Annotated in this window: 12 protein-coding genes; all 12 read left to right on the top strand. The window is 46.4% G+C overall.

Translation table 11 applies throughout. From position 1 onward, the window contains the following. Window positions 1–6: 6 nt before the first annotated feature. The 12 genes from FO447_RS11175 to FO447_RS11120 all read left to right on the top strand — a co-directional run bounded on the left by FO447_RS11175 (window position 7) and on the right by FO447_RS11120 (window position 16640). Entirely contained in the window at window positions 7–1584 is a 1578-nt protein-coding gene (locus FO447_RS11175) for a RagB/SusD family nutrient uptake outer membrane protein (protein WP_200756395.1), read from the top strand. Between the two features lie 24 nt (window positions 1585–1608). After that, window positions 1609–2505 carry a zinc-binding metallopeptidase gene (locus tag FO447_RS11170; RefSeq protein WP_200756393.1) on the top strand — a complete coding sequence of 299 codons (897 nt, stop codon included), beginning with the start codon at window positions 1609–1611 and terminating at the stop codon, window positions 2503–2505. A gap of 9 nt (window positions 2506–2514) precedes the next feature. Further along, window positions 2515–3789 (top strand): DUF4302 domain-containing protein, encoded by a 1275-nt coding sequence (locus FO447_RS11165; protein ID WP_200756391.1) that lies wholly within the window; start codon window positions 2515–2517, stop codon window positions 3787–3789. 3 nt (window positions 3790–3792) lie between these two features. After that, window positions 3793–4983 (top strand): BACON domain-containing protein, encoded by a 1191-nt coding sequence (locus tag FO447_RS11160; protein ID WP_200756389.1) that lies wholly within the window; start codon window positions 3793–3795, stop codon window positions 4981–4983. Window positions 4984–5001: 18 nt separating this feature from the next. Then, a complete protein-coding gene (locus FO447_RS11155) occupies window positions 5002–8544 on the top strand; it encodes a T9SS type A sorting domain-containing protein (protein ID WP_200756387.1) in 3543 nt (1180 codons plus the stop codon). A 2-nt stretch (window positions 8545–8546) separates the two neighbouring features. Continuing rightward, a complete protein-coding gene (locus FO447_RS11150) occupies window positions 8547–11315 on the top strand; it encodes a M6 family metalloprotease domain-containing protein (RefSeq protein ID WP_200756385.1) in 2769 nt (922 codons plus the stop codon). 35 nt (window positions 11316–11350) lie between these two features. Beyond that, window positions 11351–12664 (top strand): hypothetical protein, encoded by a 1314-nt coding sequence (locus FO447_RS11145; protein ID WP_200756383.1) that lies wholly within the window; start codon window positions 11351–11353, stop codon window positions 12662–12664. A 346-nt stretch (window positions 12665–13010) separates the two neighbouring features. Then, a complete protein-coding gene (gene rplM, locus FO447_RS11140) occupies window positions 13011–13472 on the top strand; it encodes a 50S ribosomal protein L13 (protein ID WP_006848007.1) in 462 nt (153 codons plus the stop codon). Between the two features lie 10 nt (window positions 13473–13482). Next, window positions 13483–13869 (top strand): 30S ribosomal protein S9, encoded by a 387-nt coding sequence (gene rpsI, locus FO447_RS11135; protein WP_006848006.1) that lies wholly within the window; start codon window positions 13483–13485, stop codon window positions 13867–13869. A 158-nt stretch (window positions 13870–14027) separates the two neighbouring features. Further along, on the top strand, window positions 14028–14798 hold the full coding sequence (rpsB, locus tag FO447_RS11130) for a 30S ribosomal protein S2 (RefSeq protein ID WP_022120437.1): 771 nt from the start codon (window positions 14028–14030) through the stop codon (window positions 14796–14798). Between the two features lie 108 nt (window positions 14799–14906). Beyond that, window positions 14907–15902, top strand: coding sequence for a translation elongation factor Ts (gene tsf / locus FO447_RS11125; protein ID WP_006848004.1), 996 nt, complete (start codon window positions 14907–14909; stop codon window positions 15900–15902). A gap of 120 nt (window positions 15903–16022) precedes the next feature. Further along, window positions 16023–16640, top strand: coding sequence for a fumarylacetoacetate hydrolase family protein (locus tag FO447_RS11120; RefSeq protein WP_022120436.1), 618 nt, complete (start codon window positions 16023–16025; stop codon window positions 16638–16640). Window positions 16641–16664 lie beyond the last annotated feature (24 nt).

The following is a 16664-nucleotide window of genomic DNA, read 5'->3' as shown; positions in this document are numbered from 1 at the left end:
ATAAAAATGAAAATAAAGAAATTATATATCGCCATTGTAGCGTTGGCACTGTCGGCTGGCATGACTTCCTGCAACGATTATCTGGACAAGCAGCCAGATAGCCGTCTGGACCTGCAGAGCCCTACCGATGTGTCGAAGCTTCTGGTTAATGCCTACCCACAGGTGCATCCTGCCTATCTGCTGGAGATGTATTCTGACAATACCGATTGTAACCTGAACACCGGTTGGGATGCTGCCGACCGCTTTCAGCAGCAGGCATACGAATGGGCCGACATCACTGAGACCAGTTCTTACGAGGCTCCTTCTACTTACTGGTCAACCTACTATGAGGCCATCACCACAGCCAATATCGCTTTGGAGTACATCAACAGTCAGGCAGACCAGAGCTCTTATTCTACCCAGAAGGGCGAGGCGCTCATCTGCCGTGCCTATGCCATGTTCCAGTTGGCCAACGTATTCTGCATGGCTTACGACGAGACCACTGCTGCCACAGACCTGGGTCTTCCTTACCCTGAGGTGGTTGAGACCAATGTACACGTGAAGTACGACCGTGGTACCCTGGCAGAACTCTATGCCAAGATTGACAAGGACTTGCAGGAAGGCTTGAAGCTGGTAGGTTCTACCTACGATAAGCCTAAGTTCCACTTCACATCAACCTCTGCTGCCGCTTTCGCAGCCCGTTTCTACCTCTATTACCAGAAGTATGACAAGGCTGTGGAGTATGCCAACAAGGTATTGGGCAGCAACGCCAAGGGTATGCTGAGAGACTGGAACACCTGGGGTGCTCTTTCTGCCAACAAGCAGATTCAGCCTAATGCCTACATCGGCTCATCTGTGAAGGCAAATCTGCTGCTGCAGGTGGTTGCTTCTGAATGGGGAGCCATCGGAGGTCCGTTCCAGTATGGTGACAAGTATGCACATAGTGCCATCGTTTCAAGCAAAGAGACCATTCAGTCTGAGGGTCCTTGGGGAGTTAGCGACAAGGTGTTCAATTATACTGTATTCTATACAGGCTCTCTTTCTAAGTACATCCTTCGTAAGGTTCCTTATGATTTTGAGTATGCTGATATCCAGGCTGGTATCGGTACTCCTCACGCCGTGTTTGCAGAGTTTACGGCTGATGAGACTTTGCTTGTAAGAGCTGAGGCTCAGGCTTTGCTCGGTCATTACACTGAGGCTTTGAACGATTTGAACACCGAGTTGGCTGCCTTCTCCAAGACTGGCGTGCAGCTTACCCTGGATGAGGTGAAGAAGTTCTATAGCGATGATGTTACCGCTTATTATACTCCTGAGAAGCCAACTCCACGTAAGGCATTCCACACAACCTTCGCTATCGACAAGGATACAGAGGAGCCTATGTTGCAGTGCATTCTTCACCTGCGCCGAATCATGACCGTTCACGAGGGTTTGCGCATGCAGGATGTGAAGCGCTACGGCATCACCATCTATCGCCGTGACGTGAAGAGCAACTACAAGATTACAGGCATAACCGACACCATGGAGGCTCGTGACCCACGTCTTGCCATCCAGTTGCCACAGGATGTAATCACTGCAGGTGTTACACCAAACCCTCGCAATAAGTAAAAAATCATAAAGTAATAGTAAGAAATGAAACATAATATATATATGTTGATGTTGGCATTGGTGATGGGCCTGGGCTTCGTGTCTTGCTCAGACAATGACCCGGACGATCCAACCATCTTCCCTGTTACCTCTCCGCAGAGAGACGACCTGGACTTGTGGTTGCAGAAGAACTACACCAGTCCTTACAACATCGATTTCAAGTATAAGATGGAGGACATCGAGTCTGACTATCAATATACCCTGACACCAGCTGATTCGGCAAAGTCTGCCAAGTTGGCTATCATCATCAAGTATCTTTGGCTCGATTCATACGCCGAGGTGTTGGGACCTGATTTCGTGAAGCACAATGTGCCAAGAGTAATCCACCTGATTGGTAGTCCGGCTTACAACAGCAACGGAACCATGGTTCTGGGTACAGCCGAGGGTGGATTGAAGGTTACACTTTATATGGTGAACAGTCTGACCGATGACATGTTGGAAAGCTATGCGTCTATGACTCAGTATTACTTCCACACCATGCACCACGAGTTCACCCACATCCTGAACCAGAAGAAGCCTTACGACACATCTTATAATAAGATTACCGAATCGGGCTACGTAAGTGGTAACTGGTATCAGGTTCAGGATTCAGTGGCTCACGGCAAGGGCTTTGTTACTCCATACGCCATGTCAGAGGGCATGGAGGACTTCGCCGAGATGCTGTCTACCTATATCACTTATACTCCTGATCAGTGGCAGGCTATCCTCGATGATGCCAAGAAGGTTGGTGGTGACGAGGCTGTATCTGCATTGAACCAGAAACTTAGCATCGTAAAAAACTACATGCTGGATTCCTGGGACGTGGATATCGATGTGCTGCGTGCAGCCATCCTGCGTAGAGGACGCGAGCTGAGCTCTTTGGATTTGGAACATTTAAAATAGAATAGATTTATGAAACATATATTTATAGCTATCGTTTGCTTGTTGGGCAGTATGAGCTTGCAGTCGTGTCTGCACGATGACAAGGAATTCTTCGACGAGTCGGCAGCCAACCGCATCGAGAGCACCGTTGAGAATACTCAGAAGATTCTGGAATCTTCAGAGAACGGATGGCAGCTTCATTATTTCACAGGCAAGGGAATGACCGGTGGCGGCTACACCTTCCTCATGAAGTTTGCCAATGGCAAGGTGACCGTGGCTGGTGATACAGCCGTTGCTTCGCCTACAGAGCGTGCCACATCCAGTTATACCGTTGACCGCAGCATGGGTCCTGTGCTCTCCTTCAACACCTATAACGACATCTTCCATTTCCTGGGAGAGCCTAGTTATAGCGAGATTGAAGGTGATCAGGGAGACTGGGAGTTTGTCATTACCAAACTTACTGAAGACAGTGTCTTCGTAAGAGGAAAGAAGTGGGAGAACGAGATGGTATTCACCCGCATGCCTGCCGACTTAGACTGGACCTCTTATCTGAACAGCATTGCTGATGTGCAGAAGCGTCTGGGTGTGAACTATAGCGTAGGTAATTCTTCTGATGCAAGCAAGATGGTGGAGATTAATTCCAGCAAACGCCGCATCCTTTCGCGTTCAGCCAACGGACAGATTGTAGAGCAGCCTTTCTATGTTACTCCTACCGGTATCCATGCCGTAAATGAGCCTGTGGTTCTGGAAGGCAATGAGGTACAAGACTTCCTGGTTAGCAAGACTGGCGTGTTGTCTGCCAAGGACAACGAGGCTCTGACCTTGAACGCTTATGTTCCTGGCATCGATGCATGGTTAGGCGAGTGGACACTCTCAGCCATGCAGGGCTCCTGCGATATAACCATCTCTAAAGTGAAAGATGAGGAGAATATGCTGATGGGTACATTCACCTCAGATGGATATACTTATAATATTGAATTAGATTTCAACCCAGAGACAGGTGATCTTAACCTGCCATCTCAGATGATTGAAGATCCTAGCGGCAGGTATCCTGCCCTCAGACTGATGAATGCAGACTTGAGTAAGAGTGCATTGCTCGGAAAGGGTGGTATGAACATCGTATGGCACGGTGTTTCTCAGGAGGCTGACTTCGAGGATGATGGAACCTTGACAGCTGATGGCTATACCAGCGATACTTTTGTAGCCTTGGCTTGTACAAGCAAGGGAGAGCCTATCACGCAGAACGATCAGTATGTGTTTGCCTTTGGGTGGTATTTCCTTTCTAATTTGACACCAAACAAATAAACAATGAAGATGAAGAAATCTATATATATAATAGGTATAGCTGCCATGGGGCTGATGGCCTCATGCAGCAGCGATAGCGATTATCAGGCTGTGGCTGAGAGCACCATCAACGTGCTTTCTGCCCAGACTATGCTTGGACCTAACGACAGCGAAGGTGCTGTCACCGTTGACTGTACCCCAATGAAGGCTTATACCGATGAGCCTTCATGGCTCAGTACCAGCATTGAGGGTAGCACCGTGAAACTGGCTGCTATTGCCAACGATTCCCGACAGTCACGTAACGCCAAGTTGGTTATCAAGAAAACAGAGAACGATTCTGTGGTTATCAATGTAGCTCAGTATGGACTGGTGCTTGAGATGAACAATGCTGATATGATCTACAGCAACGATCAGCCTGTTGAGTTCACAAAGACATACCGTTCTAACACCGATATGAAGGTTATCTATGCTCCTGAGTGGGCGAACGCTTCGGTTGATACCGGCAGCAAGGAATTGAAGGTATCGCTCAGCGAGAATACAACCGGTCATCTCCGTGCTGATTATATCAAGTATCAGGTAGCAGCCGTTACCGATTCATTCATCGTGAAGCAGTTTGATTTCGACAAGGATATTGCCGGAGAATACGTGTTTGCTTATTACGACTTTAATGAGGATACTAAGCTGGAACTCCAGACTGTTCGTGCCACATTGAGCCGTACCGAACTTGCTATTCCTGAAATGGGACTGGTATTCCCTGTATCGATCAATGAGGAAACAGGCAGTGTGGAGACCCGCAGCAGCCAGTATCTTGGTAAGTTTGGTAAGTACTTTATCTATGATACTTTCTTAGATGAAGACGGTCTTGGCTATATGGGTTCAGAATCTGGTCTTCTTTCTGCCACTTTCAAATATAGTGAGCAGTATCACACCTACGGATTCTTTGGCGGTACCGCTTATACAATCAATAAAAAGACGGGTAATTTCCTTGCCATGATCTTGCAGGTATTCAAGGCGAAGAGTGCTTCAGAGTCTAATTATCTCACAGACTTCTGTTGGATGGTACAGCCATATATAATGTCTGTTCCAAAGACAGAAACTACTTCTGTCAAGCGTCAGGCTCCGGCATTGGCTCGCCAGTTGGCCCCATCTACCAGCAGTTTTGCTACCAAGCTTTCTGCATGGCAGTCATATCGTAAATCATCTATCATCAAATAAACTTAATAAGTTTTTATTATGAGAATTTTATCTACACTTTGCCTCACTTTGCTCCTAGGAGCAAGCGGCACAGCAGCGATGGCCTCTAGCAAGGCATCGTTTGCCAAGAAGTTTAAGAATGTTGATATTCATCGCCTGGTTTCTGTGCCTGGTATGGTGGATTGCAGCAACAGTGCTTATCAGATGCGCCAGGCTGGCTTTGCTACAGTCAGCAATACTCCTATGCGTAGTAGTGATACTCCTACCAATTCGGCTTCGGGTCAGACTTACGGATGGGTAACTGCTCCAGACGCAAGCAACTGGTATTTTACCCAGAACATTACTTCCAGAGACTCTGTTTATAGTGAGTATTATACTGCACACTTTCATGAGTCTTCTGTGATTACCTTGTTCGATAATAGCCACAAGCAGGTGGGTTCTTTCAGCGTCAAGGTGCCTGAAGGATGGAAGCATGTGCAAAACATCACTCCATACGGTCCTGTCACCAAGAAGCTCTTCGATAGAGACGAAAAGTCTTGCGAAATCCTGGTGGAGTTCCACGATGCCTTCAAAGGTGAAAATAAGTACCTCACTCGTGCTTACGATATCAATACAGGTGAAATCAAGTTTGAAATGGAGGGTACCGGTCTTGTATTTGATGCATCAAAGGGATGGAATAGCTACCAGCGTCTGATCATGACCCACGAGTCTGAAGAGAAGTATAGTATCGATGTCATCGCACCTCCTGCCTATGGACAGACAGACTGGACTGTAGAGCATACTTTCTACTTTGATATTGACAACAAGATTACCTATCTTCAGGGTTCTTGCTTCAACTGTATGAACGTGGATGGTACTCCTTACTATGTTTTAGCACAGTATGAGAAGCCATATACAAATACCGATGCTAGTGATGGTACTCAGGATATTAAACAGGAGCCAGACAACTTCTTGGTGTTGAGAACTTTTGATAAGGATTTCAAAAAGGTTGATAGCCTCCGTGTTTCCATCAATGCACCAGAGGGAACTCCATACCGTTCTGCCGCCTTCGGTCTCTTCGGCAACAATGATTTGTCTAAGGGATACTTTAGCAACAACGGAAAATTGAACTATGTGGTCGAACTTTTTGATTATACTCCTTCTTTGGATGGTGACTTGATTTCTATCGCTGTTTACGACTCAGAGAATGGTAAGTTGAAGGATATCTGTGACAAGGTAACAAGCAATAAGTGGGCTTTGTTGAATACCATCCATGGTAAGTCAGAACAGATGTGGTTCTTGCAGACCATAGGTACAAGCGAAGGTTCAGGTCAGCAGATTCAGTTGGTAGATGTTCCTTCTTGCGAGAAGGCTGGTGTGTTGCCACAGAGCATCGATGGCAATGCTATCTCTTCTAATTTCGACCGTTACCCAACTACTGCCAATGCGCAGGGTTACCAGTATGTCATTGCTTTGGCACAGGCACAGTCTAATGAGGCTGGTGAGGTTCTTGCTCCTATCGCTTGGGTGAACCCTGATTGCACCATCGATCATGTGGACCGACTTAACTTGGGCACAAAGGCAGAGAACTTCACTCCATTAATCAACAGCACATCACTCAACCCATATCTCTTCAATACCAATGATGATATGGAGTATGTCTATATTGCCAAGAAGCGTCGCGAGGATGGCAGCAACAAACTCGATAACGTCTTGGAAGTTTCCACGCTCGACGGTACCGTTATCAAGTCATGGCGTGGTGATGACACTCATGTGTTTGAAAAGGCTAGCTTCCCTGTTATGAACGATTTGGGCAAGCGCCAGATGTTTGTCGTGTTCGAGGATAGAGCGAATAATAAGTATGATATGAACTTCTACGACCTCCCTTTCACCAAGTTTGAACAGGGCGGTACAGGTACTGTAGAGGATCCATACCTGATTGCTACTACTGGTGACTTCCAGCAGATGGCTCTGGAGCCAACCAAGAACTACAAGATGGTAGCTGATATTGATATGTCTAAGGCTGCACAGTGGTGGACTCCTGTCAAGAACTTCACAGGTTCTCTGGATGGTGATGGTCATACTATTTATAATCTCGGTGTGAAGACAACAGAGGATCATACTGGTTTGTTTGGTACCCTCGACCTCAATGGTATTGCCAAGAACTTGATCTTCGTGAACCCTATTGTAGAGGTGACCAATACCAACCAGTTTGCCGGTGTGTTGGCAGGTGAGACCAATTACACTTATGATGGTAAGGGCAAGGCTACCAATGTAGATAGCATTTTTGTTTATGGTGCCAAGATTGCAGGCGATGATCAGATGTTTATAGCTGCGGGCGGTCTTGTTGGTAGCGCTAATCTTAAGACCATGATCAATAACTGTTCTTTCCAGGGTGAGATTACTTTGCCTAACTCTGAGAATGTAGGTGGTATCGTTGGTCAGACACGTTCAGGCTCTAGTGTGAACGCATGTTATGCAAATGTCAATGCCACAGCCAAGACTATTTTGGGTGGTATTGTCGGTATGGCAGGTACTCCTCATGATTACTGTAAGTTCACCAACTGCGAGGTTCGCGGTCAGTTGACAGCTGAGAATGCTGTAGGTGGATTCGTTGGTGACAATTACTTCAACGAAATCTCTAATGTTGTCAGCCATACTGATATCGTAGCTACCAAGAAGTCTGCCTGGAACGGTTATGCTGCCGGTGGTATCATTGGTGTAATGGAGAGCGCCTGGAATGATAACTCCGGTTTTGCAAAGAACTGTGTATTCGATGGTTCTGTCAAGGTATTACAGGATGGCGAAGAGATAAACGCTCCTGCTACTGTTCATCAGATTGCCGGTAAGACTATTGCTGACGATGAAGTTTCTGCTGGTGAAACTCCTGAGAAAGAGACTCGTCTGTCTGGCAACTACACTACCAACAATGCAGGTAGTACAGATGCTACAAGCGTAGATGGCGCCTACAAGGCAGCCAAGGAGATGGGCAAGGACTTCTTCACAGGTTTGCAGTATGCTTACGGTAGCTCTCTTGCCGAGCCTTGGAAAGAGGACGGAAGCAAGATTCCTACTCTTTACTTCAACAATATTGCCAAGGCATTTGCCGTTAGTGCAGATGATGTAACTGTAGGTACTACCGATGAGGGTGCCGTTGTTGTGAAGGTGTCTGTATATGGTTTGGAGAACCCTGATCTGGAGTCAGACTTGGAGGTTTCTTCTACTCCTAATGCTGCAGTTTCTCTTGGCGAGGCTCATGGCAACACCATCGACTTGGTTATCAAGGGTAAGAAGCAGGGTATTGCAATGGTTACAGTCAACTTTGGTGAGTTCTCTGCAACAATCAATGTTACTGTTCTCAAGAACTTTGTCAGCGGTATTGAGAGTGTTGAGGCTGCTGAGGCCTTGGTTATCAAGGCTGCCAATGGTCAGATTTCTGCCGAGGGTGCTAATGCTATCTATGTATATAGCGTAAATGGCAAGCTCGTAGGCAAGACTTCAGGTGCTGCATTCAGTACTTCAGGTTTGACTTCTGGTCTCTACATCGTGAAGGCAACTGATAAGGCTGGTCATAAGGCTACTGCTAAGTTTGTTATCAAGTAAGTATGAAGAAAATCATTATATTCAGCTTATTGGTGGTCTGTTTCGTGCAGACCACCTTTGCTATTCCTGCTTATCCTAAGCCTTTGAAGGTGAAGCAGGCTGATGGCTCCTGGCTCACCATCCAGATGCGTGGTGATGAGCACGGTCATTATGTGCTGACTTCTGATGGTATTCCGCTCGTGTTTAATGCTCGACAGGAAAATTACGAGTATGCCGATTGGAAGGATGGCAAGGTGCAGGCTAGTGGCATCAAGGCAGTTGAGGCTTCTGAGCGCACAGCAAAGGTCAAGGCGTTCGTTGAGAGTCTGGACAAGTCTGCCATCCTTGAATCTTTCAAGCGTGCCCGTCTGCAGCAGTTGCAGCAAACCCTTTCGTCTCGCAGGAATGCTTCTCTGAAAGCCGGCAGCAATCCTCAGAAAGAGAAATTGAACAATTTCCCAACCATTGGTGAGGTTCATTCATTGGTCATCTTGGTGCAGTTTGCTGATACCAAATTCTCTACCGTAGGTAGCGATGCACATCAGTTCTTCAACAACATGCTCAATGAACCTGGATTTACTTACAGCAATGGCGCCAATGGAAGTGCGAGAGATTTCTATCTGAACAGTTCCAATGGCAGATTCCAACCTCAGTTTGATGTCATCGGTCCTGTAACATTACCTGAGAAATATTCTTATTATGGAGCCAACCAAGGCTCTTCCGTAGATAATCCTGCCCGTCTGGAGCAGTTTGTAAGAGAGGCTTGTACGCTTGCCGATCCGCTGGTAGATTTCTCCCAGTATGACCATAACCAGGATGGCTACATTGACAACATCTATTTTTTCTATGCCGGAAAGGGTGAGGCTGATTCAGGCGATGGCAATGCCATCTGGCCACATTCTGCCTATTATTCAGACATGGCTAAAGATGCAGGACTCAGCGAAACTTCGCTGAAACTGGATGGCATCGAGGTAGGAAACTATACCTGCAGCAACGAAATCAATGGTACCCTCATCACACCTCAGCCTGCGGGCATCGGTACCTTTGTACATGAATTCGGTCATGTGCTGGGGCTTGCCGACCATTATGATGTAAATTATGGCATGACAACCTTCGCCCCTGGTTCTTTCGATACCATGGCACAGGCTTCTTACAACAACAATGGAAATACGCCTGCGGCATTCTCTGCCTATGAACGTGCCTGTCTGGGATGGCTCGACCTGACCGTGTTGAAGAATGGGGTAGATTCGCTCAATGTATTACCCGACTTGAATGATAGCAACAAAGCATACGTGGTGCCTGTAGGAGGGACCAACGATGAGGAATACTTCATCATGGAGAACCGACAGAAGAAGGGCTGGGATGCGTTCATTCCGGGCCATGGCATGTTGCTCTGGCATATCGATTATGATGCCAAGGCTTGGGAGAAAAATGAGTTGAACATCACTGGCACTCATCAGCGTGTGGATATCGTTGAGGCTGATAACAAGCTTACCGACAATACCCGTGCGGGAGATCCGTTCCCTGGAACATCGAATGTGACTCAGTGTAATCTGACTTCCTGGGCTGGTGGCAAGGTGATGTCACTGGATGATATTGAGGAGAAGGATGGTATTATCAATCTCATGCTCGGCGGACTTAATCTGAAACTGAATACTCCTGACGTGAAGGTTACTGAGGTTCAGGATAGCAGTATTGTGGTAGGATGGACAGATGTGCCGGTTGCCAAGCGATATGTTCTGAACATTAGCTCAGTGGTGAATGGAAAGAAAGAATCTCTGCCGCTCTATAATAATAAGGTATATACAGCAGCACAGCCTTCTCTTCATGTTGAGGGCTTGAGTCCTGAAACAACCTATGAGATTACCCTGCAGGCAAACCGTGGCTCTTATTCTTCTGCTGTCTACACCCAGCAGCTCACTACTGCCGCTATCCCTTTCAGTAAGTATTATGTGACTGATGTAAAGGCTACCGCAGTCGGTAAAACAGGCTTCACGGCTTCATGGGAAGGTATGGAAGCAGCAGATGATTACGTGGTCACCCTGCATAAGTTGGTTTATGCAACAGAGGCAACTCAGAAGGGCTATGATTTCAGCGATGAACTGGAGGGTATGCCATCGCTTTGGAAAACCAATGGTAACCTGAGCATGAACAATTATGGCGAGGAATCACCTTGCCTCCGTCTGAACAAGATAGATACCTACCTGAAGATGGCATCTGTCGGCAACCGTATATCTTCTGTCAAGTTCTTCGCCAAGTCATCTTCTTCAACCAAGGCAACCTTGGCAGTAGAGGCTTATCAGAATGGAGAATGGAAGCAGATTGCTACTTTGCAGGGCGGTGCAGACATGGCTTCGGGAGATACCTATAGCTATGATTTGCCGGAGTTGGCTGATTCAGTAAGACTGAATGTCATCCAGCGTACTTCCGGTGCTTTCTATATCGATGATGTGCTTTTGGGATGCAATGCGTTGATTCACGAACCGGTGGCAGCCTACCAGAAGGTTTCTACCAATGGCAAGACAGAGTTCGCATTCTCAGGTCTGGAAACAGATGCTACCTATGCGCTGGTAGTAAACGCCAGCAAGAAGGGTGAACTTTCTTACAGTTCCAAGGAACTCATCGTGACACCGGCAAGTTCTACGGGTATCAGTTCTGTCACAGTCACCCCGTCACGTAATGGACAGAAGAGATTCTACGATCTCAATGGCCGCAGGGTTTCTGCCAAGGAGATGCGTCATGGCATTTATATCGTGAAGCAGGGAAACTGCGTATATAAAATCGTGAGATAATAAATATTAGTATTAATTTTTTAAAAAGTGTAAGTATGAAGAAACAATTACTTTTTGCAGCTATGCTCATGTTGAGCGCAGCTCCAGCGGTTTCAGTATCAGCAGCTCAGCCTTTTGCGGCTGCAGCAGAAGAGGGTCAGACTCTTGCAACAGCAGAAGAATATGCTGCTTTGCAGAAATCTATTGCTGATTTGCAGCAGAACATTGACGGTATGTTGAATGACATCAACGAGAAGTATGCTGACGCAGAAGATACCAAGAACTCGTTGAACTATAACAAGTCGAGTCTTGAGGAAATGGCAGCAGAGGTGAAGGCGAAGTACGACGCAAAGACGCTTACTGCAGCAGAGGTTGATAGCTATCTGGCTTCTGTAAAAGAGATAGCAGAAGGTATCAAGGATGCAGTGAAGAATGCAGAGCAGGAGGTTTATTCTTTCCAGGTGAATACCCACTATCAGAATGCTGCTATGCATAAGTCTGAGTGTCTGGGACAGGTTCCTGAGAACGTGCAGAATTATTATGCACCAGCTTTCGATGAACTGGATGCTGACATGGTGCAGGTTTATATGCCTTTCATGATGGATAGTCATATCGAGTCTGCAGAGCAGGCTAAGAAGATGTGTGACCAGTTTGATGCTATCAGCAAAAAGGCCGATGCCCTCTTGGCTGCATCAAAGAAAGCCAGCACTTTGGTGGAAGACATCACAGCAACGCTCGCTTCATTGGATGCAGAAATAGCAAAGATAAAGAAGGATTTCCCTGAGTATGACCTTTCTGCGGTAAATGAATCAGCAGAGTATTGGAAGAACCTTGCTGCTGAGTTTGCTCAGGCACCAGCCGATCCTACGGCTCCTTATACAGAAAGCAAGATTGATGGTTTTGTAGAGAGCTTTGGTTATTTCAAGGTGAATATCTCCGACTTGTATGCTCAGGCACAGAAGGATGAGTGGATGGCTCAGTTTAACGCAAAGTATTATCCAGCTTCTCAGAAGATGGATGAATACATCTCTACCCTTGACTCAGAGTGTCCAACAGTAAAGGATGAGTACTTAACCAAGCTGGATGACCTCAATGTAGAGATGAGCCAGATGTTCATGAAGCTTTATCAGGAAGACTTGACTCAGGAGCAGTTCAACGCGATGTTGGCTAGAATTGACGCTATTCTGGCTGAGGGTCAGAAGATTGTAGATGAGGCTAAAGAGGCTGAGAAGGTTGCAACCGGCATCAGCGGCATCACTGTCAGCGAGGCTGTTAAGGCTGGCAAGGTTTACTCTATCGACGGCAAGCGCGTAAGCAAGTCTGCCAAGGGTCTTGTCATCATCAATGGCAAGAAGGTGATTTTAAAGTAAGTTATATATCTCTCTTGAGCCCACGAAGTAGGGCTTTAAATAGACTTCATTCCGGCTCCTTCAGTCTTTGCGCTGAAGGAGTTTTTTTTGCTTATCCTGAGCAGAAAAGCGCAAACTAAGTTAAATATTCATAAAAGTTTGGGGTTAAAACTCGTAACCTACACATAATCAAATAAAAATGTGTAATTTTGCAGTCCGATTATTTCGGGGATACGCTTAGAGTCCCCAAGATATGGTGTGTTAATAGCATGCCCTGTGGCCGGGGTATGTGGTTAGTGAATCACCTGTCTGAATAGTGAGTAAAAAAGATTAAAAACGTTTTTTAGTAGTAAATTTAAATTTTAAAATGGACACATTAAGTTACAAGACTATTTCCGTAAACAAGGAAACAGCTAAGAAAGAGTGGGTCGTAATCGACGCTACCGACCAGGTTGTAGGTCGCCTCTGCTCTAAGGTTGCTAAATTGCTCCGCGGAAAGTACAAGCCAACTTTCACTCCACACGTAGATTGTGGTGACAACGTAATCATTATCAATGCCGCTAAGGTAGTTTTCACAGGTAAGAAGGAAACAGATAAGGTTTACACTCGTTACACTGGTTATCCAGGTGGTCAGCGCTTCAACACTCCAGCAGAGTTGCGCAAGCGTCCTGATGGAATGGACAAGATCCTCCGTCACGCTATCAAGGGTATGTTGCCAAAGGGCCCTCTCGGTCGTTCTTTGATGGACAACCTCTTCATTTACGATGGCACAGAGCACAAGCACGAGGCACAGCAGCCAAAGGCTATTGATATTAACCAGTATAAATAATTAAGGTAGAATGGAAGTAATTAATGCAATTGGTCGCCGTAAGAGCGCTGTAGCTCGTGTATACCTCACAGAGGGTACCGGTAAGATCACAATCAACAAGAAAGATATTGAGACATATTTCCCATCAGCAATCCTTCGCTATGTAGTAAAGCAGCCATTGCAGTTGCTCGAAGCTGAGGGTAAGTATGATATTAAGGCAAACCTCGACGGTGGTGGTTTCACCGGTCAGAGCCAGGCTCTCCGCCTCGCTATCGCTCGCGCACTCGTTAAGATCGACGCTAACGATAAGAAGGCTTTGAAGGATGCAGGCTTCATGACACGTGACTCACGTGCTGTTGAGCGTAAGAAGCCAGGTCAGCCAAAGGCTCGTCGTCGCTTCCAGTTCAGCAAGCGTTAATCTTATACATATTTTATTATATATATACAGATTATATATAGCTGAGCTAAAAAGTTTAGTATCTAAATCGGTGAGATTCCATTAATCGGGGACTACTCATCGACTGATCTAACATTAGATTCAAAAAGAAAGTAAACACAATTAAAAAAGAAAAAACAATGTCAAGAACAAATTTTGACCAGTTACTTCAGGCAGGTTGCCACTTCGGACACCTCCGTCGCAAGTGGAATCCAGCAATGGCTCCTTACATCTTCATGGAGCGTAACGGTATTCATATTATCGACCTCAACAAGACTGTCGCTAAGATCGACGAGGCTGCTGAGGCTCTCAAGACAATTGCCAAGACAGGTAGAAAGATCCTGTTTGTCGCTACTAAAAAACAAGCTAAGGACGTAGTTGCTGAGAAGGCAGCTTCTATCAATATGCCATACGTAAACGAGCGTTGGGCTGGTGGTATGCTCACCAACTTCCCTACAATCCGTAAGGCAGTTAAGAAAATGACAAACATCGATCGTCTCTTGAACGATGGTACATTCTCTAACCTCTCTAAGCGCGAGTTGCTTCAGGTAAGCCGCCAGCGTGCTAAGTTGGAGAAGAACCTCGGTTCTATCGCAGATATGGCCCGTCTCCCAGTAGCCCTCTTCGTTGTTGACGTAATGAAGGAGCACATCGCTGTTAAGGAGGCTAACCGTCTTGGTATTCCAGTGTTCGGTATCGTAGATACCAACTCTGATCCTAAGAATGTTGATTACGTTATCCCAGCTAACGACGATGCTAAGGATTCTGTAGATGCTATCCTTACTGCAGTTTGCGGTGCTATCGCTGAGGCTCTTGAGGAGCGCAAGGCTGAGAAGGCTGACGACAAGGCTGCTGCTGAGCAGAAGGACCAGCCTAAGAAGAAGGCTGCCCGCAAGGACGAGGCTGAGTAATTAGGCAAAGAAATATATACTGAAGCCATTGATTCTGTTTATGATTCGATGGCTTTAGTAGCTTTTAAGCAAAGATTATTATTAACTTTTTAATATAAAAATATTATTATGGCTGTTTCAATTGAAGATATCAAGAAACTTCGCGCTATGACTGGTGCTGGTCTTGCTGACGTTAAGAAGGCACTCACAGAGGCTGAAGGTGATTTCGATAAGGCAAAGGAGTTGCTCCGTGAGCGTGGTCTCGCTATCGCTGCTAAGCGTTCTGACCGTGAGACTTCTAACGGTTGCGTTCTCGTTAAGAAGGTTAACGATTTCGCTGCTATCATCGCTCTCAAGTGCGAGACTGACTTCGTAGCTAATGGTGCTGACTTCATCAAGTTGACATCTGACATCCTCGACGCTGCTATCGCTGCCAAGGCTCACACTCTCGACGAGGTGAAGACTTTGAAGGTTGGCGATGCTGATGCTCAGGCTGCTGTTACACAGCGCTCTGGTATCACTGGCGAGAAGATGGAGCTCGACGGCTACTGTGTTCTCGAGGGTGACAACATCGAGGTTTACGACCACATGAACAAGCACACTTTGTGTACTATGGTTCAGCTCAACGAGAACAACGAGGAGGCTGGTCACAAGGTAGCTATGCAGGTTGCTGCTATGCGCCCTGTAGCTCTCGACGAGTCTTCAGTTTCTGAGGAGACTAAGAAGACTGAGCTCGAGGTTGCTGTTGCCAAGACTAAGGAAGAGCTCGTAGAGAAGGCTGTTAACGCAGCTTTGAAGAAGGCTGGCATCAACCCAGCTCACGTTGACTCTGAGGAGCACATCGAGAGCAACACTAAGAAGGGTTGGTTGACACCTGAGCAGGCTGAAGAGGCTCGCAACATCAAGAAGACTGTTGGTGAGGAGAAGGCTGCTACTTTGAACCCTACTATGATCCAGAACATTGCTAATGGTCGTCTGGCTAAGTTCTTCAAGGAGAACTGCCTCGTTGACCAGGAGTTCCAGTTCGGTGACGGTGACAAGCAGACTGTTGCTCAGTACCTCGCTTCTCAGAGCAAGGATCTCAAGATCGTTGCTTACCAGCGCTTTACTCTTGCTGCTGAGTAATCATTACTCAAAAGCAAGCGTTAATTTGACTTATAGTTAAATTAGAATACCGGGAGTTATGAAGTTAAGCCTCGCTTTGCTTCTAACTCCCATTTCTTTTTTATATCAAAATTTGATGTTATGAAGATATTTGCCATCGGTATGAACTATACCGAACACAATAAATCGCTGCATGGCACGTTATCTAAACCAGAGCGTCCTGTCATTTTCACCAAGGCAGATTCTGCTTTGCTCAATAACGGCAAGCCTTTCTTCATCCCTGATCATCTGGGAAGAATAGAGTATGAAACCGAAGTGGTGGTCAGAATTTCCAAGTTGGGAAAGACCATTCCGCAGCGTTTTGCCCACCGCTATTACGATGCGGTAACCGTAGGTATCGACTTTACGGCACGCGAGATGCAGAAGAAGCTGCGTGAGGCTGGTCAGCCTTGGGAACTCGCCAAGGGATTCGACGGTTCTGCCGTTATCGGCGAATGGGTCGACATCCAGAAGTTCCGTGATATCCAGGCACTGCACTTCCGCCTCGACCTCAATGACAAGACCGTACAGGAAGGCTGCACGAGCGATATGCTCTACAAGGTAGATGAAATCATCTCCTATATCAGCCAGTACTTCACGCTCAAGACGGGCGACCTGCTCTATACCGGATGTCCTACAGGCTGCGGTCCTGTCAACATCGACGACCATCTCGTAGGCTATCTCGAAGACAGGAAGGTGCTCGATTTTCACTGTAAATAAACAATATTGCAAGTAATATATCGA

Source organism: Segatella copri (genome assembly GCF_015074785.1).
Taxonomy (GTDB): Bacteria; Bacteroidota; Bacteroidia; order Bacteroidales; family Bacteroidaceae; genus Prevotella.
The sequence above is the reverse complement of the archived record's forward strand: the minus strand, read 5'-3'. Positions and strand labels throughout refer to the sequence as shown.